General features: G+C 72.7%; 23 protein-coding genes and 2 tRNA genes. 17 read left to right on the top strand and 8 right to left on the bottom strand.

Features of this window, described 5'->3' with window-relative positions:
* Nucleotides 1-77 precede the first annotated feature (77 nt).
* Nucleotides 78-773 carry a tyrosine-protein phosphatase gene (locus AB0I42_RS00205; protein WP_357533416.1) on the bottom strand — a complete coding sequence of 232 codons (696 nt, stop codon included), beginning with the start codon at nt 771-773 and terminating at the stop codon, nt 78-80.
* 127 nt (nt 774-900) lie between these two features.
* Between AB0I42_RS00205 and AB0I42_RS00200 the strand changes: the two genes are divergently transcribed.
* Nucleotides 901-2,187 (top strand): MFS transporter, encoded by a 1,287-nt coding sequence (locus AB0I42_RS00200; RefSeq protein WP_357532699.1) that lies wholly within the window; start codon nt 901-903, stop codon nt 2,185-2,187.
* Nucleotides 2,188-2,259: 72 nt separating this feature from the next.
* On the opposite strand, the gene AB0I42_RS00195 is transcribed toward AB0I42_RS00200, so the two are convergent.
* From AB0I42_RS00195 to AB0I42_RS00185, 3 genes are all read right to left on the bottom strand, one after another.
* On the bottom strand, nt 2,260-2,685 hold the full coding sequence (locus AB0I42_RS00195; protein WP_357533414.1) for a PRC-barrel domain containing protein: 426 nt from the start codon (nt 2,683-2,685) through the stop codon (nt 2,260-2,262).
* A 188-nt stretch (nt 2,686-2,873) separates the two neighbouring features.
* On the bottom strand, nt 2,874-3,404 hold the full coding sequence (locus AB0I42_RS00190; RefSeq protein WP_357532697.1) for a carboxymuconolactone decarboxylase family protein: 531 nt from the start codon (nt 3,402-3,404) through the stop codon (nt 2,874-2,876).
* 2 nt (nt 3,405-3,406) lie between these two features.
* Nucleotides 3,407-3,961 carry a peroxiredoxin gene (locus AB0I42_RS00185; protein WP_357532695.1) on the bottom strand — a complete coding sequence of 185 codons (555 nt, stop codon included), beginning with the start codon at nt 3,959-3,961 and terminating at the stop codon, nt 3,407-3,409.
* A 350-nt stretch (nt 3,962-4,311) separates the two neighbouring features.
* Between AB0I42_RS00185 and cimA the strand changes: the two genes are divergently transcribed.
* Complete coding sequence (gene cimA / locus AB0I42_RS00180; protein ID WP_357532693.1) at nt 4,312-5,898, top strand: citramalate synthase; 1,587 nt, start codon at nt 4,312-4,314, stop codon at nt 5,896-5,898.
* A 45-nt stretch (nt 5,899-5,943) separates the two neighbouring features.
* Here the strand turns inward: cimA and AB0I42_RS00175 are convergent, their stop codons facing one another.
* On the bottom strand, nt 5,944-6,882 hold the full coding sequence (locus AB0I42_RS00175) for an endonuclease/exonuclease/phosphatase family protein (protein WP_357533412.1): 939 nt from the start codon (nt 6,880-6,882) through the stop codon (nt 5,944-5,946).
* Nucleotides 6,883-7,108: 226 nt separating this feature from the next.
* Between AB0I42_RS00175 and AB0I42_RS00170 the strand changes: the two genes are divergently transcribed.
* The 8 genes from AB0I42_RS00170 (at nt 7,109) to arfB (ending at nt 14,025) form a co-directional block, all read left to right on the top strand.
* Nucleotides 7,109-7,303: a hypothetical protein gene (locus AB0I42_RS00170; protein WP_357532692.1), complete on the top strand. Its 195-nt coding sequence runs from the start codon at nt 7,109-7,111 to the stop codon at nt 7,301-7,303.
* A 23-nt stretch (nt 7,304-7,326) separates the two neighbouring features.
* A complete protein-coding gene (locus AB0I42_RS00165) occupies nt 7,327-8,364 on the top strand; it encodes a MoxR family ATPase (RefSeq protein ID WP_357533411.1) in 1,038 nt (345 codons plus the stop codon).
* Nucleotides 8,364-9,401, top strand: coding sequence for a DUF58 domain-containing protein (locus tag AB0I42_RS00160; protein WP_357532691.1), 1,038 nt, complete (start codon nt 8,364-8,366; stop codon nt 9,399-9,401). The genes AB0I42_RS00165 and AB0I42_RS00160 overlap by 1 nt, the downstream gene beginning before the upstream one ends.
* Nucleotides 9,402-9,414: 13 nt before the next feature.
* The gene (locus AB0I42_RS00155) at nt 9,415-10,377 is read left to right on the top strand and encodes a VWA domain-containing protein (RefSeq protein ID WP_357532689.1); all 963 of its coding nucleotides are present in this window, start codon (nt 9,415-9,417) and stop codon (nt 10,375-10,377) included.
* A 135-nt stretch (nt 10,378-10,512) separates the two neighbouring features.
* Nucleotides 10,513-11,406: a trypsin-like peptidase domain-containing protein gene (locus AB0I42_RS00150; RefSeq protein WP_357532687.1), complete on the top strand. Its 894-nt coding sequence runs from the start codon at nt 10,513-10,515 to the stop codon at nt 11,404-11,406.
* A 98-nt stretch (nt 11,407-11,504) separates the two neighbouring features.
* Nucleotides 11,505-12,188 (top strand): response regulator transcription factor, encoded by a 684-nt coding sequence (locus AB0I42_RS00145; RefSeq protein ID WP_357532686.1) that lies wholly within the window; start codon nt 11,505-11,507, stop codon nt 12,186-12,188.
* Nucleotides 12,185-13,465 (top strand): HAMP domain-containing sensor histidine kinase, encoded by a 1,281-nt coding sequence (locus AB0I42_RS00140; protein WP_357532684.1) that lies wholly within the window; start codon nt 12,185-12,187, stop codon nt 13,463-13,465. Before AB0I42_RS00145 ends, AB0I42_RS00140 begins: the two co-directional genes overlap by 4 nt.
* 134 nt (nt 13,466-13,599) lie before the next feature.
* Nucleotides 13,600-14,025 carry an alternative ribosome rescue aminoacyl-tRNA hydrolase ArfB gene (gene arfB / locus AB0I42_RS00135; RefSeq protein WP_357532683.1) on the top strand — a complete coding sequence of 142 codons (426 nt, stop codon included), beginning with the start codon at nt 13,600-13,602 and terminating at the stop codon, nt 14,023-14,025.
* 4 nt (nt 14,026-14,029) lie between these two features.
* Here arfB and AB0I42_RS00130 read toward each other — a convergent pair whose 3' ends face one another.
* Together AB0I42_RS00130 and AB0I42_RS00125 are read right to left on the bottom strand one after the other, a co-directional pair.
* Nucleotides 14,030-14,920, bottom strand: coding sequence for a 3-methyladenine DNA glycosylase (locus AB0I42_RS00130; RefSeq protein ID WP_357532681.1), 891 nt, complete (start codon nt 14,918-14,920; stop codon nt 14,030-14,032).
* Nucleotides 14,921-15,039: 119 nt separating this feature from the next.
* Complete coding sequence (locus AB0I42_RS00125; RefSeq protein WP_357532679.1) at nt 15,040-16,194, bottom strand: hypothetical protein; 1,155 nt, start codon at nt 16,192-16,194, stop codon at nt 15,040-15,042.
* Between the two features lie 140 nt (nt 16,195-16,334).
* Between AB0I42_RS00125 and AB0I42_RS00120 the strand changes: the two genes are divergently transcribed.
* The 3 genes from AB0I42_RS00120 to AB0I42_RS00110 all read left to right on the top strand — a co-directional run bounded on the left by AB0I42_RS00120 (nt 16,335) and on the right by AB0I42_RS00110 (nt 17,606).
* A complete protein-coding gene (locus AB0I42_RS00120) occupies nt 16,335-17,138 on the top strand; it encodes a fumarylacetoacetate hydrolase family protein (RefSeq protein ID WP_357532677.1) in 804 nt (267 codons plus the stop codon).
* A gap of 229 nt (nt 17,139-17,367) precedes the next feature.
* Nucleotides 17,368-17,439, top strand: a tRNA-Gln gene (locus AB0I42_RS00115).
* Nucleotides 17,440-17,533: 94 nt separating this feature from the next.
* Nucleotides 17,534-17,606: transfer RNA gene (locus AB0I42_RS00110), tRNA-Glu, on the top strand.
* A 174-nt stretch (nt 17,607-17,780) separates the two neighbouring features.
* On the opposite strand, the gene AB0I42_RS00105 is transcribed toward AB0I42_RS00110, so the two are convergent.
* Nucleotides 17,781-18,467 (bottom strand): IclR family transcriptional regulator, encoded by a 687-nt coding sequence (locus AB0I42_RS00105; protein ID WP_344141965.1) that lies wholly within the window; start codon nt 18,465-18,467, stop codon nt 17,781-17,783.
* A gap of 49 nt (nt 18,468-18,516) precedes the next feature.
* On the opposite strand from AB0I42_RS00105, the gene leuC reads away from it, so the two are divergent.
* From leuC to AB0I42_RS00085, 4 genes are all read left to right on the top strand, one after another.
* On the top strand, nt 18,517-19,971 hold the full coding sequence (gene leuC, locus AB0I42_RS00100; RefSeq protein ID WP_357532675.1) for a 3-isopropylmalate dehydratase large subunit: 1,455 nt from the start codon (nt 18,517-18,519) through the stop codon (nt 19,969-19,971).
* Between the two features lie 15 nt (nt 19,972-19,986).
* The gene (gene leuD / locus AB0I42_RS00095) at nt 19,987-20,574 is read left to right on the top strand and encodes a 3-isopropylmalate dehydratase small subunit (RefSeq protein WP_357532673.1); all 588 of its coding nucleotides are present in this window, start codon (nt 19,987-19,989) and stop codon (nt 20,572-20,574) included.
* A gap of 176 nt (nt 20,575-20,750) precedes the next feature.
* Nucleotides 20,751-21,485 (top strand): HU family DNA-binding protein, encoded by a 735-nt coding sequence (locus AB0I42_RS00090; protein ID WP_357533409.1) that lies wholly within the window; start codon nt 20,751-20,753, stop codon nt 21,483-21,485.
* 328 nt (nt 21,486-21,813) lie between these two features.
* A complete protein-coding gene (locus AB0I42_RS00085) occupies nt 21,814-23,805 on the top strand; it encodes an endonuclease/exonuclease/phosphatase family protein (protein WP_357532671.1) in 1,992 nt (663 codons plus the stop codon).
* Nucleotides 23,806-23,820 lie beyond the last annotated feature (15 nt).

The following is a 23,820-nucleotide window of genomic DNA, read 5'->3' as shown; positions in this document are numbered from 1 at the left end:
ATCCCCGTGATCAGGGACCTCTTCCGGCGTGTTGCCGGCGCGCCTCGCGACAAGGTCCCTGATCACGGGGATCTTCGTCATTCGAGGAGGTGGGTCCGCATCGCCTCCAGTTGGGCCGGGGTGACGCCGGCGCCCAGCAGGTAGTTCTCGATCGAGCCGTGCCGGGTCCGCAACTCGGTGAGGAACAGCAGCATCGCCTGGGCCGGCGACGCCAGGAACGGCGCCGGGATCGGGTGGTCCGGGAACTTGCCGCGGATCCAGGCGGCGAACCGTTCCGACGCGGCCGAGGTCAGCGCGTAGTCGGCGGCGATGTCCTCGTCGCTCACCCCGAGCGTCGACAGCGTCAGCGCGCACACCACGCCGGTCCGGTCCTTGCCGGCGACGCAGTGCACCACGGCCGGCGCGGTGTCGGCGTCGGCGACGATCCCCACCGCCCGGCCGACCCCGGCCGCACCCGTCTCGGCGAGTTCTAGATAGCGGTCGGCGAGGTAGCGGCCGACGCCCAGCGCCTCGTCGTACGGGATCTCGATCCAGTCCCGGTGCTCGGGATGGATGTGCCGGTAGTCCAGGCCGACGAATTCGGGCACCCGCCCGTCGCGGCTCACCTCGGTGGGCCGCCGCAGGTCGATGACGGTCCTGACGCCGAGCAGCGCGAACGCGTCGCGGTCGGCACCGTCGAGGCGGTGCAGCGAGTCGGAGCGGTAGAGCCGTTTCCAGCGGACCGTACGGCCGTCGAGACCGGCGTACCCGCCGATGTCGCGGAAGTTGAACATGGTCGAGAAGGACAGGGAACGGTTGACCGGGGTGACATCCACGCCCTCACCGTAGCGCCGGCCGGGTGTGGTGCGGGACACCGGAAAACGGAATGACCGCGGCCCCTTCCGGTGCTTACCGTACGTCGTGCACAGCTATCGCCGGGACCTGCAACTGCTGCGCGACAGGCGCTTCGCCATCCTGCTCGCCGCCCGTACGGTCTCCGTGCTCGGCAGCGCCTTCGCCCCGGTGGCGCTGGCCTTCGGCGTACTGGAACTGGCCGGTGCGAACGCCACCACCCTGTCGGTGGTGCTGGCCGCCCAGGCCATTCCCCAGGTCGTGTTCATGCTCGCCGGCGGGGTGCTCGCCGACCGCTTCCCGCGCTACCGGGTGATGATCGCCGGTGAGGTGCTGTGCGCGGCGGCGTACACGGTGCTCGCCGCGATGCTGGTGACCGGGTGGGCGCCGCTGCCCGGCCTGGTCGTCGGCGCGGTGCTGTCCGGGATCGGGGTGGCGCTGTTCTACCCGTCGCTGGTCGGGATCGTGCCGGAGGTGGTCGCCGCCGAACGCCTCCAGGCCGCCAACGGGCTGCTGCGGCTCGGCACGAACTTCGCCCGGATCGCCGGGTACGCCCTCGCCGGCGCCACCGTCGTGCTGGTCGGGGCGGGGCCGGCGCTGGCCGTCAGCGCCGCGATGTTCGCCGGGTCGGCCCTGCTGATCGCCGCGCTGCGGCTGCCGGCGCGGGTACGGTCGGCGACCGGATCGGGCACGAATCCGCTCGCCGATCTGCGCGACGGCTGGCGGGAGTTCGTCTCGCGGCAGTGGATCTGGGTCATCGTGCTCCAGTTCGCGTTCCTCGTCATGGCGCTGCAGGCGGCGCACGGGGTGCTCGGCCCGGTGGTGGCCAAGGAGGAGATGGGCGGGGCGGCGGCCTGGTCGGCGGTGCTCGCCGGCGAGGCGGTCGGCATGGTCGTCGGAGTGGTGATCGCGATCCGCATCCGGCCGCGCCGGCCGATGCTGGTGTCCGTGCTGCTGACCGTGCCGACCGCGCTGCCCTACCTGCTGCTCGGGATCTATGCCCCACTGTGGATGGTGGTGCTCGGGGCGGTCGTGATGGGCATCTGCTTCGACATCTTCGGCGTGCTGTGGGAGACCAGCCTCCAGCGGGAGATCCCGCCGGACGCGCTGAGCCGGGTCAGTTCGTACGACGCCCTGGGCTCGCTGATGTTCGGGCCGGTCGGGCTGCTCGTTGCCGGACCGGCGGCGGCGGTGTTCGGTGCCCGCCCGACGCTGATCGCCTGCGCCGGGCTGATCGTGCTGGCGACGCTGGCCGCCCTGTGCTCGCCGGGCGTGCGCAACATGCGCCTGAGCGATCCCGGGCCGGCCGCCGAGCCGGGGCCGGCGGCGGTCAAGGTCGCCGTACCCGCGGCCTGAGCGGGCAGCTCAGGAGACGCCGACGGCCGGCGGGGCGAGGCCCCGCCGGCCGTCGAAGGTTCGGTCCGCCGCCTACATGATCTGCGGAGGCAGGGCGGTCGTGCCGGGGGAGCCGTAAGAGTCGCCGTAGTGGCCACCCAGCTTCTCCCGGTATGCCGGATCGTGGTGCCGGTCCGGGTCGAACTCGGGTGCGGCCTTGATGTGCGCCTTGTCCTGGTTGACATAGACCTTCTGGTCATCGTGGTCGACGTGGTTGACCACGCCGGCCGGCAACATCACCTTGTTGCCGAAGATCCACGGTCCGGTGTCGACCACGAGGTAGCTCGAGTTCACCTCGTAGCTCGCGGAATCGATCTTTCCGATCCCGCCGTCGGTGGCCTCCACCTTGTAGCCGACCAGGTCGGCACCGGTGACCCCGGCGTCTTCGCGGTAGCTCCAGGGATCGAAGGCGCCCGCGGGAGGACCGCCCGGAACGACGCCCTGGGCGCCGTCGTACATCGGGTCCTGTGTCGGGTGCACCGGATCCTGGGTGCCGTACGGGGTCGTCTGAGGGTCGAGCCGGGTCATCTGGCTGCCTCCTCTTCTCGACGTTGACTTTCCTCGGTCGAGAGGATTCCTACCCCGGTCCGGCCGCGGCGACACATCTTCATCGACGGACGTGTCGCCGGGCCGGAACGGCGCCGGGGTCAGGCGAGGGCGGCCTCGGCGTCGAGGGTGACCGCGGCGGCGTGCACGACGGCGGCGATCCGCAGCGCCTCGTGCACCTGCTCACGGGTGAAACCCGTGCCGCGCAACGTCTTCTCGTGCGACTCCAGGCACACGCCGCAGCCGGTGATCGCGGAGACGGCCAGGCACCACAGTTCGAAGTCGCCCTTGTCGACACCGGGCCGGGCGATGATCTGCATCCGGAGCCGGGCCGGGATCGTCGCGTACGACTCGTCGCCGATCAGGTGCTTGGCCCGGTAGTAGACGTTGTTCATCGCCATGATGGCCGCCGCGCCCTTGGCCGCCTCGACGGCTTCGGGCTTGAGCGTGCCGGCGGCCTCGGCGGCGATCTCCCGCAGCACGACCGGGTTGCGGGCGGCCACCGCGCAGGCCAGTGCGGTGCCCCAGGACTGTTCCGGGCTCAGGGTCGAGGTGCCCACGGTGGAGCCGAGGTTGAGCTTGATGTCCTTGGCGTAGTCCGGCAGGGCCGCCTTGATGACGTCGAGGCCCATGATCAGGCGCCCGCGAGGAGCTTCTTGGCGTCGAGGGTCTCGCCGCCCTTGTTCCAGTTGCACGGGCACAGTTCGTCGGTCTGCAGCGCGTCGAGGACCCGCAGCACCTCGGAGACGTTGCGGCCGACCGAACCGGCGGTCACCATCGCGAACTGGATCTCGTTGTTCGGGTCGACGATGAACGTCGCCCGCTGGGCCACCCCGTCCTCGCCGAGCACGCCGGCGGCGGCGGACAGTTCCCGCTTGATGTCGCTCAGCATCGGGAACGGCAGGTCGCGCAGGTCCGGGTGGTCCTTGCGCCAGGCGTAGTGCACGAACTCGGAGTCGACCGAGACGCCGAGCACCTGGGCGTCGCGGTCGGCGAACTCGCCGTTCAGGCGGCCGAACTCGGCGATCTCCGTCGGACAGATGAACGTGAAGTCCTTCGGCCAGAAGAAGACGACCCGCCACTTGCCCTCGTAGCTCTTGTTGGTGATCGTCGTGAAGGCGTCGTCGGCGTCGAGCGAGACGCAGGCGGCGAGTTCGTACTGCGGGAAGTGGTCACCGACGGTGAGCACGGTACCTCCTGGTAGGCCGTATCTGGATTCGATCCAGATTTTGCCCGGCCCCTGTTTCGGTCCGATGGCGCAGTGATGAAGTGTGAATCCTGTCACGGGCTGACAAAACGGACTGATCGACGGGGTCCACTGCGTCCCGAATCGGGCTTCCCGAAATATGGATTCCTGCTCTCGAATCCTGGCGGAGGTGGCAGAGTGTGACGGGTGAACAGCCTCGCCCTCATTATTGGCACCTAGCGCGCCGGCAGCCCCCTCGCCGAGCGCGCAGACCTCCCGCATCCGCGGGGGGTCTTTTTGTTGGTCCGGACCCGCCGCGAACCGCCGCCCAACCGGCTCGAAAGGAACCTCCCATGACCTACCAGGTGTACGACACGACGCTGCGCGACGGGGGACAGCGCGAGGGAATCAGCTACTCCGTCGCCGACAAGCTCGCCATCGCCCGCCTGCTCGACGAGTTCGGCGTCGGCTTCATCGAGGGCGGCTGGCCCGGGGCCATGCCCAAGGACACCGAGTTCTTCCGCCGCGCCCGCACCGAACTCGACCTGAAACACGCCGTCCTGGTCGCCTTCGGCGCCACCCGCAAGGCCGGCGTCGCCGTCGGGGACGACCCCCAGGTGCGCGCCCTGCTCGACGCGCAGACCCCGGCGGTCTGCCTGGTCGCCAAGTCCGACATCCGGCACGTCGAACGGGCCCTGCGCACCACCGGGGCGGAGAACCTCGACATGGTCCGCGACACCGTCGCCTGGTTCGTCGCGCAGGGCCGCCGGGTCTTCCTCGACTGCGAACACTTCTTCGACGGCTACCGCCACGACCCGGCGTACGCCGGCTCGGTCGTCGCCACCGCGCTGGCCGCCGGTGCCGAACGGGTGGTCCTGTGCGACACCAACGGCGGCATGCTGCCGTCGCAGGTGACCCGGGTGATCGGCGAACTCGTCGACCGGCTCGGGGTACCCGCCGAACGGTTCGGCATCCACTGCCAGAACGACACCGCCTGCGCCGTCGCCAACACCGTCGCCGCCGTCGAGGCCGGCGTCACCCACTTCCAGGGCACCGCCAACGGATACGGCGAGCGCCCCGGCAACGCCGACCTGTTCGCCGTCGTCGGCAACCTGCAACTCAAGCTCGGGCTGCCCGTCCTACCGGACGGCTGCCTGGAACAGATGGTGCGCGTCTCGCACGCCATCGCCGAGATCGCCAACATCGCCCCCGACACCCACCAGGCCTACGTCGGGGCCGCCGCCTTCGCCCACAAGGCCGGGCTGCACGCGAGCGCGATCAAGGTGGATCCGCTGCTCTACAACCACGTGGACCCGGCGGTGGTCGGGAACGACATGCGGATCCTGGTGACGGAGATGGCCGGCCGGGCCAGCATCGAGCTGAAGAGCCGTGAGCTCGGGCTCGACCTGGCCGGCCATCCCGAAGCCGTCTCCCGGGTCACGAACCGGGTCAAGGACATGGAGGCCGGCGGCTGGTCGTTCGAGGCCGCCGACGCGTCGTTCGAACTGTTGGTCCGCTCCGAACTGCCCGGCGCCGAGGTGGCCCGGCCGTTTACTTTGGAGTCCTACCGGGTCATCGTCGAGCACCGCGAGGACGGCGCCGTGGTCTCCGAGGCGACCGTCAAGGTCCGGGTACGCGGCGAACGTGTCATCGCCACCGCCGAGGGCAACGGCCCGGTCAACGCCCTCGACGAGGCGCTGCGGCTGGCCCTGCTGCGCCACTACCCACAGCTCAAGGGCTTCGAACTGGCCGACTACAAGGTCCGCATCCTGGAGGGCACGCACGGCACCGGCGCGATCACCCGGGTGCTGGTCGAGACCGCCGACGACGGCGGTCGGGACTGGACCACGGTCGGCGTGCACGAGAACGTGGTCGAGGCGAGCTGGTGGGCGCTGGTCGACGCGCTGACGTACGGGCTGGCCCGGACCCCGGCGGCCTGACGCCCACGGCCCCGCCGGCCGGACACCAGCCGGCCGGCGGGGCACTTATCCGACCGGCAGGGCCAGCTCGGCCAGCACCGCCCGGTGGTCGCTGCCGGCCACCGGGTACACGGCGACCGCGCGTATCCCGATCCGCCGGTCGACCAGCACGTGGTCGATGGCCACCGGCGGGATCGGGTCGCCGTCGTACGGGCCCCAGGTGCCGAGCAGCCCGGCACCTTGGGCGGCGGCCGCGTCGACGTACCCGGTGTCGATCAGGTCCCGCAGCGGGGCGTGGTCGAGGGTGGCGTTGAAGTCGCCGGCCAGCACCCGCAGCGGCCCGTCCGGGGTGGCCACCGGCTGCGCCGCCAGGTCGGTGCGCCAGTCGTCGATCACCGACAGGGCGTACGGCGCCGCCGGGTGCACCGACTCGGCCACCACCGCCGGCCCGCCCGGCACCAGGACCGTGCCGTACGCCTGGCTGAAGCCGCCGTCGTTCCACCGGATCCCGGTGTCGGTCAACGGGAACCGGGAGTAGAGCGCCGAACCCTGCGTGCCGACCATCGGGTTGGTCACCCGGTGCGGCAGCACGTCGGCGACCCCCAGCGCGTCGAGGGCGGCCTGTGTTTCCGGGCTGAACTCCTGCACCGCCAGCACGTCCACCCGCTCCGCCCGCACCAGCGCGAGCACCGCCGCCGGATCGCCCGCCCCGGCGAGCACGTTGCTGGTCAGCACCCTGAGCACCGGACCGGCCGGCACCGGTCCACGGTCCGGCACGACCCGCGGCACGACCACGCCCAGCAGCGCCAGCGCGGCGACCGCCGCCACGCCGGCGGCCCACCACCGGCGCAGCGCGACCGCCAGGACCACCGGCAGCACGCTCCACGCCGCCACGTACGGGGTGAAGGCGAGCAGTTGCACCAGCGGCCCCCGCTCCAGCCCGAAGAGCCGGACGACGGCCCAGAGCAGCCCGGGTACGGCGACCAGCCAGCACAGCACCGTCAGCGCCCGGGCGCCCCGGCGGGCCGGCCGCGCCGACACCCGTTCGACGCCCGCCCGCCCCACATCCACGCTCACCCGGCGAACGGTAGCCGACCCCGTCATCCGCCCGGCCGGGAAACCGTCCCGCTTCCTTCGGCCCGCTTTCGGTCCCTCCTGGTGACATGTGGCAGACGGGCGCACCGGCCTGCCGGCCGGGGGCGTCACACGCGCGACGGAGGGAACCGACACGATGCGGATCAAGACCATCGCCGGGCTGGCGTTTGCCGGGGCGGCCGCGGCGGCCGGGACCTTCGGCGGCATCGCCTACGCCGCCGACCAGCGGCACCCGGAACCCGTGTTGCAGATCGTGACCGACGCGCCCGAGCCGGGCGCCGGGCGCGACTGCCCCGGGAAGGCCACCGACACCCCGGCGGCCGACCTGTGAGCGCCGCCGACGCGACCGGCGAGATCCCGGTCGCCACCATCGACCGGGCCAAGACCGACGGCCGTACGGCCACCGAACTCGAACAGACCCTCTTCGAGGTCAAGCGGGTCATCGTCGGGCAGGACCGGCTGGTCGAGCGGCTGCTCACCGCGCTGCTCGCCGAGGGGCACTGCCTGCTGGAGGGCGTACCCGGCGTGGCCAAGACGCTGGCCGCGCAGACCCTGGCCACCGCGGTCGGCGGCACCTTCTCCCGGGTCCAGTTCACCCCCGACCTGGTGCCGTCCGACATCGTCGGCACCCGCATCTACCGGGCGTCCAAAGAGGACTTCGATGTCGAGCTGGGCCCCGTCATGGCCAACCTCGTCCTCGCCGACGAGATCAACCGGGCCCCGGCGAAGGTGCAGTCGGCACTGCTGGAGGCGATGGCCGAACGCCAGGTCTCCATCGGCGGCCGCAGCTATCCGGTGCCCGACCCGTTCCTCGTCCTGGCCACCCAGAACCCGATCGAGTCCGAGGGCGTCTACCAGCTCCCGGAGGCGCAGCGGGACCGGTTCCTGATGAAGGTCGTCGTCGGCTACCCGAGCGACGAGGAGGAACTCGGCATCCTCTACCGGATGGGCACCGCCCGCCCGGCGTCGCGCCGGGTCCTCGACACCGACCGGCTGCGCACCCTCCAGGAGGCGGCCCGTGGCGTGTTCGTGCACCACGCGCTGGCCGAGTACGTCGTACGGCTGGTGCTCGCCACCCGCGACCCGGCCCGGTTCGGCCTGCCGGAGGTGGTGCCACTGCTGGCGTACGGGGCGAGTCCCCGGGCCACCCTCGGGCTGGTCGCCGCCGCACGCGGCCTGGCCCTGCTGCGGGGCCGCGACTACGTGCTGCCGGAGGACGTGAAGGAACTGGCCGTCGACGTCGTCGCGCACCGGCTGGTGCTCTCCTTCGACGCGGTCGCCGACGGCGTCGCCGCCGAGTCGATCGTGCGCCGCGTCGTCGAGGTCGTCCCGCCGCCCCGGATCGCCCCGGCCCAGGACGTCCGCCGCGTCGGTATGCCGGCGGCGGCATGATGACCGGGACGGCCGGCCGCGGGCCGGCGGGGACCCGCGGCGGTGGCGCGGCGGGCGGCGACGGTCCGGCGACCATCCACGAGCTGGCCCCCGAACGGCGGCTGCGCCGGCTCGAACTGACCATCACCCGGCGGCTCGACGGGCTGCTCCACGGCCAGTACCTCGGCCTGCTGCCCGGCTCCGGCAGCGAACTCGCCGGCAGCCGCGAGTACCGGCCCGGCGAGGACGAGGTGCGCCGGATGGACTGGGCGGTCACCGCCCGTACGGCGGTGCCGCACGTCAAGCAGGTCGACGCCGACCGCGAACTGTCCACCTGGCTGCTCGTCGACGGCACCCCGAGCATGGACTTCGGAACCGCCGACCTGGAGAAACGCGAACTCGCGGTGGCCGCCGTCGCGGCGGTCGGCTTCCTCACCGCCGGGATCGGCAACCGGCTCGGCGCACACGTGGTGACCCAGGAGGCCGTACGCCGGTTCCCGGCCCGGGGCGGCCGCAACCACCTGCTCGCCGTACTGCGGTTGCTGCTCGCCGCCCCGCGGCTCGACGGGGCCGGGCCGGCCCCGGCGCTGGCCGGCGCGATCGACGGCCTGCACCGGTCCACCGCCCGGCGCGGGCTGATGGTCGTCGTCTCCGACTTCCTCGACGGCCTGCCCGACGACGACAACGGTGAACCGGCGTGGGAGACACCGCTGCGCCGGCTCGGCGCCCGGCACCAGGTGCTCGCCGTCGAGATCACCGACCCGCGCGAACTCGAACTGCCCGACGTCGGCCTGATCACCCTGGTCGACCCGGAGAGCGGACAGCGGCGCGAGGTGTCGACCGGCGACCGCCGGCTGCGCGAGCGGTACGCGGCCGCCGCGACCCGGCAGCGCCAGCTCGTCCGCCGGGCACTGCGCCGCAGCGGCGCGACCCACCTGGCGCTGCGCACCGACCGGGACTGGGTCGCCGACCTCGTACGACACGTGCAGGCACAGCGCCGCCTCGCCGGCACCCCGCGCGGCCGTACGCCCGGTTCGGATCCCGGCGGTGCGGCATGAGAGGGGGATCGAGATGAACTGGCAGTCACCGGAGCGGCTCTGGCTGCTGCTCGGCGTGCTCGCCCTGGCCGGCGGGTACGTCCTCATGCAGCGCCGCCGCAGCCGCTACGCCGTGCGGTTCACCAACCTGCGGCTGCTGGACCGGGTCGCCCCGAAACAGCCCGCCTGGCGCCGGCACGTGCCGGCCAGCCTCTTCCTGGCCATGCTGGCCCTGCTCGTCGTCGGCTTCGCCCGCCCGATGGACGACGTACAGGTGCCGCGCGAACGCACCACCGTCGTCATCGCCGTCGACGTCTCCACGTCGATGCTCGCCACCGACGTCAGCCCGGACCGGCTCGCCGCCGCCAAGTCGGCCGCGCTCAGCTTCGTCGAGGGACTGCCCGACCAGTTCAACGTCGGCCTGGTCGCCTTCGCCGGGAACGCGTCCGTCTTCGTCGCACCCGGCACCGACCGGGAGGCGATCGCCGGCGGCATCGACCGGCTCGCCGAGGGCAGCACCGGCATCCAGGGCACCGCCATCGGGGAGGCGATCAACACCTCCCTGGAGGCCATCCGCTCGCTGGACGCCAAGGCCGCCGACGACCCGCCGCCGGCCCGGATCGTGCTGCTCTCCGACGGCGCCAACACCTCCGGCCGGGAACCGGACGAGGCGGCGACCGACGCCGTCGCGGCCGGCGTACCGGTCGACGCCATCTCGTTCGGCACCGACTCCGGCTACATCAGCCAGGGCACCGGCCGGCCGATGCGGGTACCGGTCGACGGCCAGAGCCTGCGTGACGTCGCCGAACAGACCGGCGGCGGCTACTACGAGGCCGGCAGCAGCGAGGAACTGCGCGCCGTCTACGCCGACATCGGCAGTTCGGTCGGCTACGAGGTCGAACGCCAGGACGTCTCCGCCCGGTTCATCGGGTTCGGGCTGCTGCTCGCACTCGCCGCCGGGGCCGGCTCGATGCTGTGGTTCTCCCGGCTGCCCTGACCCGACCCCGGCCGGCCCGCCCGGCTGCCCTGACCCGACCCCGGCCGGTCCGCCCGGCCGCCCTGACCCGGCCCGGCCGCCGGACAGAACCCGCCCCGCCGCCGCCCCCACGGCATCCCACGAAGGAGGGGATCGATGAGCACACCAACCGGGCTCGGCGAGCCGCGTGGTCCGTGGTTCGTCTCGCCCCGGATCGACCCGTACGGGCCGCCCGTCGTCGACGTACCAGAGGAACAGCCGGCGGTGGCGCGGGCCGCGCGGTGGCGGCGGACCCTGCTCGCCGGCCTGGCCGTGGTCGCCCTGTCGACGGTCTCCGGCGCGCTCGCCGGCGGCTACGTCGCCAGCGGCGGCGATTCGCCCCGGCCCGGGGCCAGCGTCGCCGCCCAGCCGAGCCCGACGCCGGCGGTCGCCAACGTGCCACCGGACCTGGTCGCGGCCGCCGCGACCGCGCTGCCCGGCGTCGTCTCGGTGCAGGTACGCGGCAACGGCGGCACCGCCGGCGGATCCGGGTTCGCGATCGACGACAAGCAGCACATCATCACCAACGACCACATCCTCGACGCCGGCAGCGGTGACGACGTCATCGTCGTCGCACCGGACGGGCGGACGTTCCCCGCCGAGGTCGTCGGCCGCGACCCGGGCAGCGACATCGCCGTCCTGCGCGTCGACCCGGCCGCCAACCTGACCCCGCTCGCCATCGCCGCGCCCGGCACCACCAGCGTCGGCGAACCGGTCCTGGCCGTCGGGTCACCGCTCGGTCTGTCCGGAACCGTCACGGCCGGCATCGTCAGCGCGTTGGACCGCGAGGTGAGGCTCGGCACCGGCGGGCGGCAGAAGGCGGTCCAGACCGACGCGTCGATCAATCCGGGCAACTCCGGCGGCCCGCTGGTCAACGCGCGGGGCGAGGTCGTCGGGGTGAACACGGCGATCGCCACCCTGGAGGGCGGCGGCTCGATCGGAATCGGCTTCGCGATCCCGATCGAACGGGCCCAACAGTCGGCGGACGGCATCATCGGTCGGGGCGGCTAGTTTCGGAAGGTCCCCGGGTCCGGGCCGGTGCGACGGCCCGGACCGGGGCGGTGCGACGGCCCGGAAGCGGGGCGGTGCGGAAGGCGAGGGTTGCGCGGATGCGTCTGCTGGTGGTGGAAGACGAGGAAGACCTGGCGGAGGCGGTCCGCCTGCGGCTGGTACGCGCCGGCTACGCGGTCGACGTGGCCGGCGAGGCCGCCGGCGCCCGGGACCGGCTGGCCGTCAACGCGTACGACCTGATGCTGCTCGACCTGAACCTGCCCGACGACAACGGCTTCGACCTCTGCCGCGAGATCCGCTCCGGCGCCATCGAGGTGCAGGGCGGTGCCGACCTGCGGGTGCTGATGCTCACCGCCCGCGGTGGCCTCGACGACCGGGTCCGCGGCCTCGACGAGGGCGCCGACGACTATCTCGTCAAACCGTTCGCGCTGGCCGAACTCCTGGCCCGGGTACGCGCCCTGCTGCGCCGGGACACCGGCGGCACCACCGCCGTCGTGCAGGTCGGGGCCCTGCGGCTCGACGCGGCCCGGCACGCGGCCAGCCTCGACGGCGACGCCCTGCACCTGACCCGGAAGGAGTTCGGCGTGCTCGAGTATCTGATGACCCGGCCCGGCCACGTCGTCTCCGCCGAGGAACTCCTCGAACACGTCTGGGACGAGAACGCCGACCCGTTCACGCAGACCGTACGGGTCACCGTCGGCACCCTGCGTCGCAAGCTCGGCCCGACCCAGCTCATCGAGACCGTGGTCGGGCGTGGCTACCGCCTCAAGGAGGCGATGTGAGGACCCCGCGCCTGTTCCAGTCGATCCGGTTCCGGCTGACGCTGCTCTACTCGACGCTGCTGTTCGCGCTCGCCGCCACCGCGCTCGGTGTCACGTACGTCGCCGTCGAACGCACCACCGACCCGAAGCCGATCACGGCCCAGCAGGCCCGCATCGTCAAGGAGAAGTCCGACGGCCGGGTCATCCCGGTCGGCACCGTCGATGTCGCCGACGTCGACGAGATCGAGTCGGCGGTCAACTTCAACACCCTGAAGACCCTGCGCAACTACTCGGCGATCGCGCTCGGCGGGCTGTTCGTCGCCAGCCTCGGCATCGGCTGGGTGCTGTCCGGCCGGGCCCTGCGCCCGGTCGGCGCCATCGCCCGTGCCGCCCGCGAGATCCAGGCCACCGACCTGTCCCGGCGCATCCGGCTCGACGGCGCCCGCGACGAGCTGCGCGAACTCGCCGACACCATCGACTCGATGCTCGACCGCCTCGACGACGCCTTCCGCGCCCAGCGCCAGCTGATCGACGACGCCTCCCACGAACTGCGCAGCCCGCTCGCCATCATCCGGGCCAACCTCGACGCCTCCCTGATCGACGCCGCCGAGGCGACCGGCCCCGAACGCGACCGCGCCATCGCCGTCATCGACCGGGCCACCGACCGGATGTCCCGTCTGGTCGAGGATCTGCTCGCCACCGCCCGCCGGGACGCCACCGGCCTCGCCGACACCGATGTCGACCTCGGCGCCGTCGCCCGGGAGGCCGCCGACGAGTTCGCCGCCGTCGCCGCCGAACGCCGGATCGACCTGCGGTACGCCGTACGCGACGGCCTCGACCTCATCGGTGACCACGACGCGCTGCGCCGCGCCACGGGAAACCTGCTCTCCAACGCCGTACGGCTCTCCCCGGCCGGTGGCGCGGTCACCGTCACCACCGGACGGACGGGCGGCTGGCTGTGGCTCGCCGTCACCGACGAGGGGCCGGGGATCGCCGACGCCGACCAGCCCCGCGTCTTCGACCGGTTCTGGCGCGGCGAGAGCGGCCCGTCGGGTTCCCGGGAGCGGCGTACCGGGCTGGGGCTGGCGATCGTGCGGCAGATCGCCGAGTCGCACGGCGGGCAGGTCGCGGTCTTCTCCACGCTGGGCCGCGGGAGCACGTTCCTGCTGTGGCTGCCGGCCGCGGACCGCGCGGACGAGTTGCCGCCGCCGGCGTCGTCACCGCTGGACGGGACGCGGGGTCCCCGCCCGGACGCCGTGATCGACCTCGGCCGCATCCCCGCCCAACCCTCCGGCTGACCTGTTGCCCCGTGACGCGTCGATCAAGGAGCAATCGTGGGGAGTCCCGCCCGCTTCGGGACGATGATCCCCTTGATCAGCGCGGCGGGTCGGGCGCGCGGTTAATCACTGGCGGGGTAGGGCATGCTCGAAGCATGGCCGACGAACTGAGGATCAACGACCGGCTCACCATCCCCGGTGGTGAGCTGCGCGAGCGTTTCTCCCGGTCGTCCGGCCCGGGCGGCCAGGGCGTGAACACCACCGACTCGCGCGTCGAGCTCTCCTTCGACGTCGGCTCCTCGCCGACCCTGCCCGACTGGATGCGGGAACGGGCCCTCGACCGGTTGTCCGGCCGGCTCGTCGACGGCGTACTGACCATCACCGCCCGCGAGCACCGCGCCCAACTCGCCAACCGGGAGGCGGCCCGGGCCCGGCTGGCCGCCCTGCTCGCCGACGCCGTCGCGCCGCCCCCGCCGACCCGCAGACCGACCCGGCCGAGCCGGGCCGCCAAGGAACGCCGCCTGGAGGCCAAACGCCGCCAGTCCCAACTGAAGCGCGGCCGCGGGGCGGTGGGCGAGTAGCGGCTCAACCGCCCGCCGCGGGAAGGTGCCGCCGGCACTCCGCGACGAGACGTTCCCGCAGAGGGGCGGCGCGTTCGGCGAAGCCGCGTTGCAGTACGGCGTACTCGGAACGGCCCTCCGGGGTCTCCACCCGGACCGGCGGTTGACCGAGCGCCGCCAGGTCGTACGGCGACGCCCGCATGTCGAGCGTCCGGATCTCGCGGGCCAGCTCGAAGCAGTCCGCCACCAGTTCGGCCGGCACCAGCGGCGACAGCTTGTACGCCCACTTGTAGAGGTCCATGTTGGCGTGCAGGCAGCCGGGCTGCTCGTTGGCGGCCTGCGCCTCCCGGGTCGGCTGCAACAGGTTCAGCGGCCGGGCCGGTGCGGTGAAGAACCGGTACGCGTCGAAGTGGCTGCACCGGATCCGGTTCGCCTCCACCGTGGCCGCCGTCTGCGCCGGCGACAGCCGCAGCGGCCAGGCGTTGTGGCGTACCTCGTCCTGGGTCTGGCGGTAGACCATCGCCCACTCGTGCATGCCGAAACAGCCGAGGTGCGCCGGTCGGCCGGCGGTGCGGGTGAGCAGGTCGTGGATCCAGGCGACCGACTCGCCCCGGCGCCCCCGCAGCGCGTCGGTGTCGACCGTCACCCCGTCCGGGGTGACCCGGTAGTCGCGGCCGAACCCGGCCACGTCGGCGCCGTCGAGCGCCACCCCGGCGCCGGGATGCCAGCGCCGCAACTGCGCCGGCCGGTAGGAGTAGTAGGTGAACAGGAAGTCCTCGACCGGATGCCGCACCCCGGTCCGGCGGCGCTCCAGGTGCGGCGTGAGCCACCGGTCGACGCGCTCCTCGTGTGCGGCACGCCGGGCCCGCCACACTGCCGGTGGCAGCACGGCGACGGTCGCGGCGGGAGCGGTCACCCACCCAGGGTACGGCGGGCGGATCGCCGTACCCGGCGGGCCTTTCCGGCAGCGGCGAGGCGGGCCCGGGGCACGCCCCGGGGTGCGCCCCACGGGCCGTGTGGCCGGCGGTGCCGCGGCTACGGCAGGCGGACGGTGACCCCGGCGGAGAAGACCCCGCCGCGCAGTTCGATCCGGTCCGGCCGCGTCCCGCCGTCGACGGTGAACGCGAGCGGGAAGAGCAGCTTCTCGCCGGCGGGCACCGGGGTGGCGAACAGGTCCCGGCCGCCGTTGACCGCCCGGGTCGCCTCCTCGTCGACGCTGACCCAGTTGCCGTTCGGCTGGTACGCCCGCTGGAGCATGCCGTACCAGGGTTGGCTCTCGCCGCTGACGTTGCGCAGCCCGACGACCGCGAGGCACCGGCCCTTGCCGCCCGCCGGCGGCTCGCAGGTGACCCGGTAGACGGCGAACTCGAAGTACTGCTCCCGCATCGGGGCGCCGAGCTGGCCCAGGGTGGTGTCGCCGATCCAGCCCTTGCCCTCCTCCAGCGCGGCCCGGGTCGTCTCGCTGGCCCGGTCGAACCGGACCACGCCCTGCCAGGCGGCGAGCGCGCCGACGGCGGTCACCATCGCGGCCGACAGCAGCACGAGTGTCCACACCGGAGGGCCGTACCGCCAGGTGTAGCGGGGCATCTCGCGGCGGAACCGTTCGGCGCGGGCGAGCCGGCGGGGCTTGCTCCACCGCCGCCAGGTGAGAATCGCGGCGGCGAGCAGCACCACGCCGATCGAGGCGATCAGGGCGGGCAGCGTCATCCACCACGGTGGCGCCGCTTTCACGACGGGGAGCGGGGGCGCGGCCCAGGTCGCGGAGGCACAGTCGTACGGCTGGTCGCCCTGCGCCGGGTACGCGCAGACGGGTACGACGACCTCGCGCATGGTGCCGGCCGGGGCGAGCGACGTACTGCGCTGGAGGGTTTCGCCCGGCACGAGCCGGACCCGCCAGGTGACCTCGTCGCGGGCGGGGTAGCCGCCGTCGCTCACCGCGGCGACGGCGGTGCCCGCCGGCACACCCTGCCGTACGACCACGTCGAGCGGCTCCGGGCTCTCGTTGTGTACCTCGGCGCGGTAGTACGGTGCGGAGCCGCCGCTGCTGGAGACCTTGACGGTGACGGCGTGGGCGCCGGTCCGCGCCGCGCCGGTGGTTGTCTGGGTGGGGCCGGCCGCTACGGCTGTGGCCGGGATGGCGACGGACGCCAGGACGGTCAGCGCGGCCAGGCGGAGCGAGGATCGGGTCATCTCGGTTCGGGACCTCCCGCACCGACGCTAGGCCGGACGTCGGTGCGTTATGCGAGAAAGGTCTGTTCCGGAAACCGCCCGGGGCCCCGCTGGTACGCTCCGCCGCCCAGGCCACCGGCCCGGCGGACTAGATTGGGCAGGTGCGAATCGCTCGTTTTGCCCATGCCAGTGGAATGTCGTTCGGGGTCGTCGAAGGCGAGGCCGGAGCCGGCCCGGAAGGGCTGACCGTCGCCGAGATCGAGGGACACCCGTTCGGCCGGATCACGTTCACCAACCAGCGGTGGGCGCTCGCCGACGTACGCCTGCTCTCGCCGATCCTGCCCAGCAAGGTCGTGTGTGTCGGGCGCAACTACGCCGACCACGCCGCCGAGCACGGCGCGGAGGTCCCGGCCGAGCCGCTGCTCTTCCTCAAGCCGTCGACGTCGGTGATCGGCCCCGGCGACGCGATCCGGCTGCCGGTCCAGTCGAAGCAGGTCGAGCACGAAGCCGAACTCGGCGTCGTCATCGGCCCGCCGGGCGCCCGTCGCGCCGACCGGGCCGCGGCCGAGAAGGCCATCTTCGGGTACGTCGGCGCGAACGACGTCACCGCGCGGGACCTGCAACGCTCCGACGGCCAGTGGACGCGGGCCAAGGGGTTCGACTCGTTCTGCCCGCTCGGGCCGTGGATCGTCACCGGCCTCGACGTGAGCGACCTCGAGGTCCGCTGCGAGGTGGGGCGCAAGCCCGAGGAGATGGAGGTACGCCAGCTCGGCCGGACCAAGGACATGGTCTTCGACGTGCCGGCGCTGGTGTCGTACATCTCGCACGTGATGACGCTGCTGCCCGGCGACGTGGTGCTGACCGGCACCCCGGCCGGGGTGAGTCCCGTCACGGCCGGCGACACCGTGGTCGTCCGGATCGAGGGGCTGGGCGAGCTGGCCAACCCCGTCGTCGCGCTCGACTGAGTCGGGCCCGTGCCCTGCCGGCGCGGTGCGCCGGCGCTGGCCACGGTGGTTTGGGGGCCGGTGGGGGGATCGGATTTGGCACCCTCCACCGGGTCCGGTAAAGTTCACCCCCGGTGCCGCAAGCAGCAGGACCACGAGTTGCGTCAAGTCACGTCGCATCAAGTCACGGCGACTTGAGTAACAGCGCAACGAGTGGGAACGCTGTGAGCAGGAAGGCCATAGGCACCAATGGGGTATGGGGTAATTGGCAGCCCAACTGATTCTGGTTCAGTTAGTCTAGGTTCGAGTCCTGGTACCCCAGCAACCGATGCCCGAATAGGGCGCCGGAGCTGACCTCTGATAGAGTTCAGCACCGTTGGACCGCAAGGAAAAACGGCAAAAGTGAAGAAAGTCCTGGCCCCGTCGTCTAGCGGCCTAGGACGCCGCCCTCTCAAGGCGGTAGCGCGGGTTCGAATCCCGTCGGGGCTACAGTCGACAGTCCGTGCCACTCCGGTGGCACGGACTTTTCGGTTTTCCCACTCCCTCGGGTCCCCTCATACCCCCTCCACCCCCGTTGATCCGCGTGATCAGGGACTAAATCGCGCCTGTTGCCGGTGTGGCAGGTGCGGAGCTCCCTGATCACGCGGATCAAGAGGGGGAGTGTCAGAGGCCGCTCAGGCGTTGGCCGGCGCGGACGACCGCCATCGCGTGGCGGTCGCCGGGGCGGCGGCCGAGGCGCTCCAGCGGGCCGGAGACGCTGATCGAGGCGATGACCCGGCCGGTCCGGTCGCGGATCGGGGCGGAGACGCTCGCCACACCGGCCTCCCGCTCGGCGACCGACTGGGCCCAGCCGCGGCGGCGTACCTCGGCCAGGGTGCGGCCGGTGAACTTGCAGCGGGGCAGCAGCGGCATGACCGCCTCGGGCGGCTCCCAGGCGAGCAGGATCTGCGCGGCGGAGCCGGCCGTCATCGGCAGCACGGAGCCGACCGGGACGGTGTCGCGCAGCCCGCTGGCCCGTTCGGCGGCGGCGACGCAGATGCGTTCGTCGGCGCGGCGCAGGTAGAGCTGGGCGCTTTCGCCGGTGGCGTCGCGCAGCGCGGCGAGCAGCGGCTCGGCGGCGGTCAGCAGCACGTCGGGGGCGGCGTTGGCGAGTTCACCGAGCCGGGGGCCGGGGCGCCAGCGTCCCTGGGTGTCGCGTACCAGCATCCGGTGGATCTCCAGCGCCTGCGCGAGGCGGTGCGCGGTGGCCCGCGGCAGCTTCGTACGGTCGACGAGTTCGGCCAGGCTGGCGCCGTCGACGCAGGCGGCGAGGATGACGACCGCCTTGTCGAGAACGCCGACACCGCTCATACTGTGTCCCACAAGCCGAAACATACCTCCCAGAATTTAGGATGTCCAGATGGTGGGAGTCACTCCGAAGCCAACATCGCCCAGGACCCTGGCCGAGAAGGTCTGGGACGCTCACGTGGTGCGATCCGCCGAGGGTGAGCCGGATCTGCTCTTCATTGATTTGCATTTGCTCCACGAGGTGACCAGCCCGCAGGCGTTCGACGGCCTGCGGATGGCCGGCCGCCCCGTGCGACGTACGGATCTCACGCTCGCGACCGAGGACCACAACACCCCGACCGGGTACGACGACCCGTCGTTCAACGCCCGGCGCGGTGACCTGCTGACGATCGCCGACCCGACGTCGCGTACCCAGATCGAGACGCTGCGCCGCAACTGCGCCGAGTTCGGCGTCAAGCTGCACGCGCTCGGCGACGACAACCAGGGCATCGTCCACGTCATCGGCCCGCAGCTCGGCCTGACCCAGCCCGGCCTGACGATCGTCTGTGGCGATTCGCACACCGCCACCCACGGCGCGTTCGGCGCCCTGGCGTTCGGCATCGGCACGAGTGAGGTCGAGCACGTGTTGGCGACCCAGACGTTGCCGCAGGCCCGGCCGAGGACGATGGCGGTCAACGTGGTCGGTGAACTGGCGCCCGGCGTCACGGCGAAGGACCTCGTCCTCGCCCTGATCGCCCAGGTCGGCACCGGCGGCGGCCGCGGCCACATCGTCGAGTACCGCGGCGAGGCGATCCGCGCGCTGTCCATGGAGGGCCGCATGACGATCGCCAACATGTCGATCGAGTGGGGCGCCAAGGCCGGCATGATCGCGCCGGACGAGACGACGTACGCGTACCTCAAGGGACGGCCGAACGCGCCGCAGGGCGCGGACTGGGACGCCGCGCTGGAGTACTGGCGCAGCCTGCCCACCGACGAGGGGGCGACCTTCGACACCGAGGTCACGCTCGACGCCGGCCGGATCAGCCCGTTCGTCACCTGGGGCACCAACCCGGGCCAGGGCGCCGCCCTGAACGCCGCGGTGCCCGCGCCGGAGGACTTCGACAACGACGCGGAGCGCACCGCCGCCCAGCGGGCCCTGGAATACATGGACCTGCGGCCCGGTACGCCGCTGCGCGACGTGCCGGTCGACGTGGTCTTCGTCGGCTCGTGCACCAACGGCCGGCTGGAGGACCTGCGGGCCGCCGCCGACGTGCTGCGCGGGCGCAAGGTCGCCGACAGCGTACGGATGCTGGTGGTGCCGGGTTCGGCCGCGGTGCGGGAGGCGGCCGAACACGAGGGGCTGGACAAGGTCTTCATCGACGCCGGTGCCGAGTGGCGCTTCGCCGGCTGCTCCATGTGTCTGGGCATGAACCCCGACACGCTCCGGCCCGGCGAGCGATCGGCGTCGACGTCCAACCGCAACTTCGAGGGCCGGCAGGGCCGTGGTGGGCGTACCCATCTGGTGTCGCCGCCGGTCGCCGCGGCCACCGCCGTGACCGGCCGTCTCGCCGCTCCCGCCGACCTGTGAAGGGCTGAGAAGACGATGGAAAAGTTCACCGTTCACACCGGTAGCGCGGTGCCACTGCGGCGCTCCAATGTGGATACCGATCAGATCATCCCGGCGGTGTATCTGAAGCGGGTGACCAGAACCGGCTTCGCCGACGGTCTGTTCAGTGCGTGGCGGGAGGATCCCGCATTCGTGCTCAACGATTCGAGGTATTCCGGTGCGTCGATCCTCGTCGCCGGGCCGGAGTTCGGCACCGGATCGTCGCGCGAGCACGCCGTGTGGGCGCTGCGCGACTTCGGGTTCCGGGTCGTCGTCTCGCCGCGCTTCGGCGACATCTTCCGCGGCAACGCGCTCAAGGAAGGTCTTCTGCCGGTCGAGCTGGAATTGGCTGTCGTCGAAGAATTGTGGACCCGGTTGGAGGCCGATCCGGCCACCGCGGTGACCGTCGACCTGACCGCCCGCGAGGTCCGGGTCGGCGACGCGGCCTGGTCGTTCCCGCTCGACGACTTCAGCCGGTGGCGGCTGCTGGAAGGCTTGGACGACATCGGTTTGACGCTCCGGCACGAGTCGGCGATCGGCGCCTACGAGGAGCGGCGGCTGCCCTTCCTGCCAGTGGTCGCCTAGGCCGTACGCCTGACCGCACAGCGGTTTTCGCCCCCGTCGGCCTGGCCGACGGGGGCGAATCCGTTACGACACAACGACTTTTTTCCGGCGGATGTTTGTGTACTGGTGGCAAAGGGCATACCGTGCGCGCAGAATGGCTCGCGTTGAGTCCAGAAGTACATTCGGGAGGGAAAGTCGTGAACAAGGCCGAGCTCATCGAGGCGCTTGCCGCTCGCCTGGGGGACCGGAAGACGGCGACTGCGGCGCTCGACGCGGTTCTCGCAGAGGTCCAGGCGGCGGTCACCAAGGGCGACCGCGTTGCACTGACCGGTTTCGGAGTCTTCGAAAAGCGTGTGCGGGGACCGCGAACAGCACGCAACCCGCGCACCGGCGAAGCGGTGAAGGTCAAGAAGACGGCGGTGCCGGCGTTCCGGCCGGGCGCCGGCTTCAAGGACATGGTCGCCAGTGGCAAGGCCCCGAAGGCCGCCGCGGCACGTAAGACCGCCGCGGCCACGAAGACCACGGCGGCGAAGACCGCAACGGCGAAGGCTACAACGGCGAAGGCCGCCCCGGCCAAGACGGCCGCGGCGAAGAAGACCACCGCCGCCAAGACCGCCACCGCCGCCAAGACCGCCGCCGCGGCGAAGACCACCGCCGCGGCCAAGAAGACCACCGCAAAGGCGGCGCCGGCCAAGACGGCGGCCGCGAAGAAGACGGCGCCGGCCAAGACGGCCGCCGCCAAGAAGACCGCGACCAAGGCGGCCACAAAGGCGGCCACCAAGGCCACCGCCACCAAGGCCGCCGCGACCAAGAAGGCCGCGCCGGCGAAGAAGTCCGCCACCGCGGCCAAGAAGGCCGCGGCGACCAAGAGCACGACCCGTACCACCGCCGCGAAGAAGGCCCCGGCCCGCAAGGCCGCGGCCCGGAGCTGACCCGGCGCGTACGGCGTAGAAGGCGCTCATCCCCGACGGGATGGGCGCCTTCTCGCGTGCCGGGGCCGGGCGCCCCGGATCGTGGCCCTTGGCCGGCGGGGATTCGCGGCCGTTGGGCGGCAGGGGATCACGGCCCTTGGGCGGCGGGAAAACGCGGCCCTTGGGCGGCGGGGAATCACGGCCCTTGGCCGGCGGGGAATCACGGCCCTTGGGCGGCGGGGAAACGCGGCCCTTGATCGGTGGGGGATGGAACACGAGAATGACTCGGGTTGTCCCGCCCGTCCGAGAGGGACCGCCAACCCGAGGGGGAACCGTGCGCCGGTCGTCCATGTCGGTTGCCGCCACCGCACTTGGCATCGCCCTGCTCGTCGACGTCCTGCGTGTCTGGCTGCCCTCGATCATCACCATCTTCGGCCAGGCCGCCGCCACGCCCGCCGAACTCATGGGCGCCTTCGCCCTGATGTGGTTCGTCCTCGCGCTCGGCGCCCCGCCACTGGTCCGCCGGGTCGGTCCACGTCCCGTGCTGCTCGCCGCCGCGATCGTGCTCGGCGGTTGCCGGGCCGGCCTCGGCGCCACCGACGGCGGTCAGGTGCAGCTCTACGTGGCCAGCTTCGGCCTGCTCGCCGGACTGGTGTGGCTCGCCGCCACCGCCGCCGGAACCGCCGATCCGACCCCCGGACTGGTCCTCGGCCTGGCCGTCGGCACCGTACTGCACACCGCCCTGGACACCCTGGACCTCACCTGGCGGACCGATCTGCTGTCCTGGGTGCTGACCGGTGCCATGGTCGCCGGCTTCCTCGCCCTGAGCTGGCGGGCCGAATCCGCACCCGGGCCGGTCCGGGCCGCGCCGTGGCTGCTCGTCGGGCCGGCCCTGCTGCTCTCCGGGATGATCGCCGGATCGCCGGCCCTGGCCACCACCGCGGTGTCCTATCTGTACGGCGGCGCGGCCGGAACCGCCGGATCCACCCCGCTGGGCGACACCTGGCCCGGGGTGGTCACCGCGACGGCGGTCGCGCTCTTCGTCGGCGCCGGGCTGGCCCGCCCGCCCCGCGGCCCGATGCGCTGGCTGGCACCCGTGCCGTTGCTGGCCGGCACGGTCATGTTCGTCGTGCCGCCGACCACCCTGCTGATCCCGGCGATCCTGCTGACCGCCGTCGGGCTCGGTGCCTGCCTGGCCCAGTCCGCCCCCGCCGCCCCCGTCGCCCCGGCGGCCCTCGCCACCCCGCAAGCCCCCGCCGCTCCGCAAGCCGCCGCTGCCACCGGTTCCGCCGCTGCCGCCGCTGCCGCCGCTGCCGCCGCTGCTACCCGGGGACCGGCCGGGGTGCCGGGCTCCGGGCGACCCGGAATGCGCGCCGGATTCGCCGTCGTGGGCGGGATGGTGGTCTTCGCCGTCGGCGCGGTGCTCTACTACTCCGCCTACGACCTCGGCTACCCCAACCAGTGGGTACCGGTCGTCCTGGCCCTATTCGTCGCGGCCGTCGCGATGCGGCGCCCCGTACCCCGACCGGGGGCCGCGGTGCGCCGGCCCCTTCTCGTGACCGCGGCGGCGGCCGTCGTCACCCTGCTCGCCGCGGTCGCCGTACCCGGCAACGCCGGGCCGGTCCGCGAACCGGAACCCGGCCCGGTCCGGGTGGTCGCCTACAACGTCCGGATGGGCTTCGGGCTCGACGGGCGCTTCGACCTCGACGGGCTGGTCGACGTCGTCGCCGGGCAGCGGGCGGACGTCGTCGCGCTCAGCGAGGTCGACCGGGCCTGGCTGCTCAACGGCGGCCACGACACCCTCGCCCTGATCGCCGACCGGCTCGGCATGCGGTACGTCTTCGCGCCCGCCGCCGACGCCGTGTGGGGCGACGCGATCTTGACCAGGCTGCCGGTGACCGAGACCCGTACCGTGCGTCTCACGCCCGTCGGCGCCCCCACCGGGGCGCAGGCCCTGGCCGCCGTCCTGGACACCGGCATCGGCGAACTGGTGGTCGTCTCCACCCACCTCCAGCCGCCACCGGACGACGGGCCGGTCGTGCAGGCCGGCGAGGTGGTCCGCTTCGCCACCGGCTACGCCGCCGGGCGGCCACTGGTGGTCGCCGGCGACTTCAACACCGAGCCGGGCGATCCGGCGTTCCAGGCGTTCACCGACGCCGGCCTGGTCGACGCGCTGGCGCCGGCCCGACCACTGCCGACCGCGCCGGCCGACGCCCCGGACGAGCAGATCGACCACATCTTCGTCTCGGCCGGGCTGACCGCGACCGACGCCGCCGCGCCGCCCAGTACCGCCTCCGACCACCTCGCGGTCGCCGTCACCCTCGACCGCGCCCGGCCGTGACGCCGCTCGCCCGAT

This window comes from Polymorphospora sp. NPDC050346 (genome assembly GCF_040655695.1).
Classification (GTDB): domain Bacteria; phylum Actinomycetota; class Actinomycetes; order Mycobacteriales; family Micromonosporaceae; genus Polymorphospora; species Polymorphospora lycopeni.
This window is presented reverse-complemented; position numbering and strand designations above follow the sequence as displayed.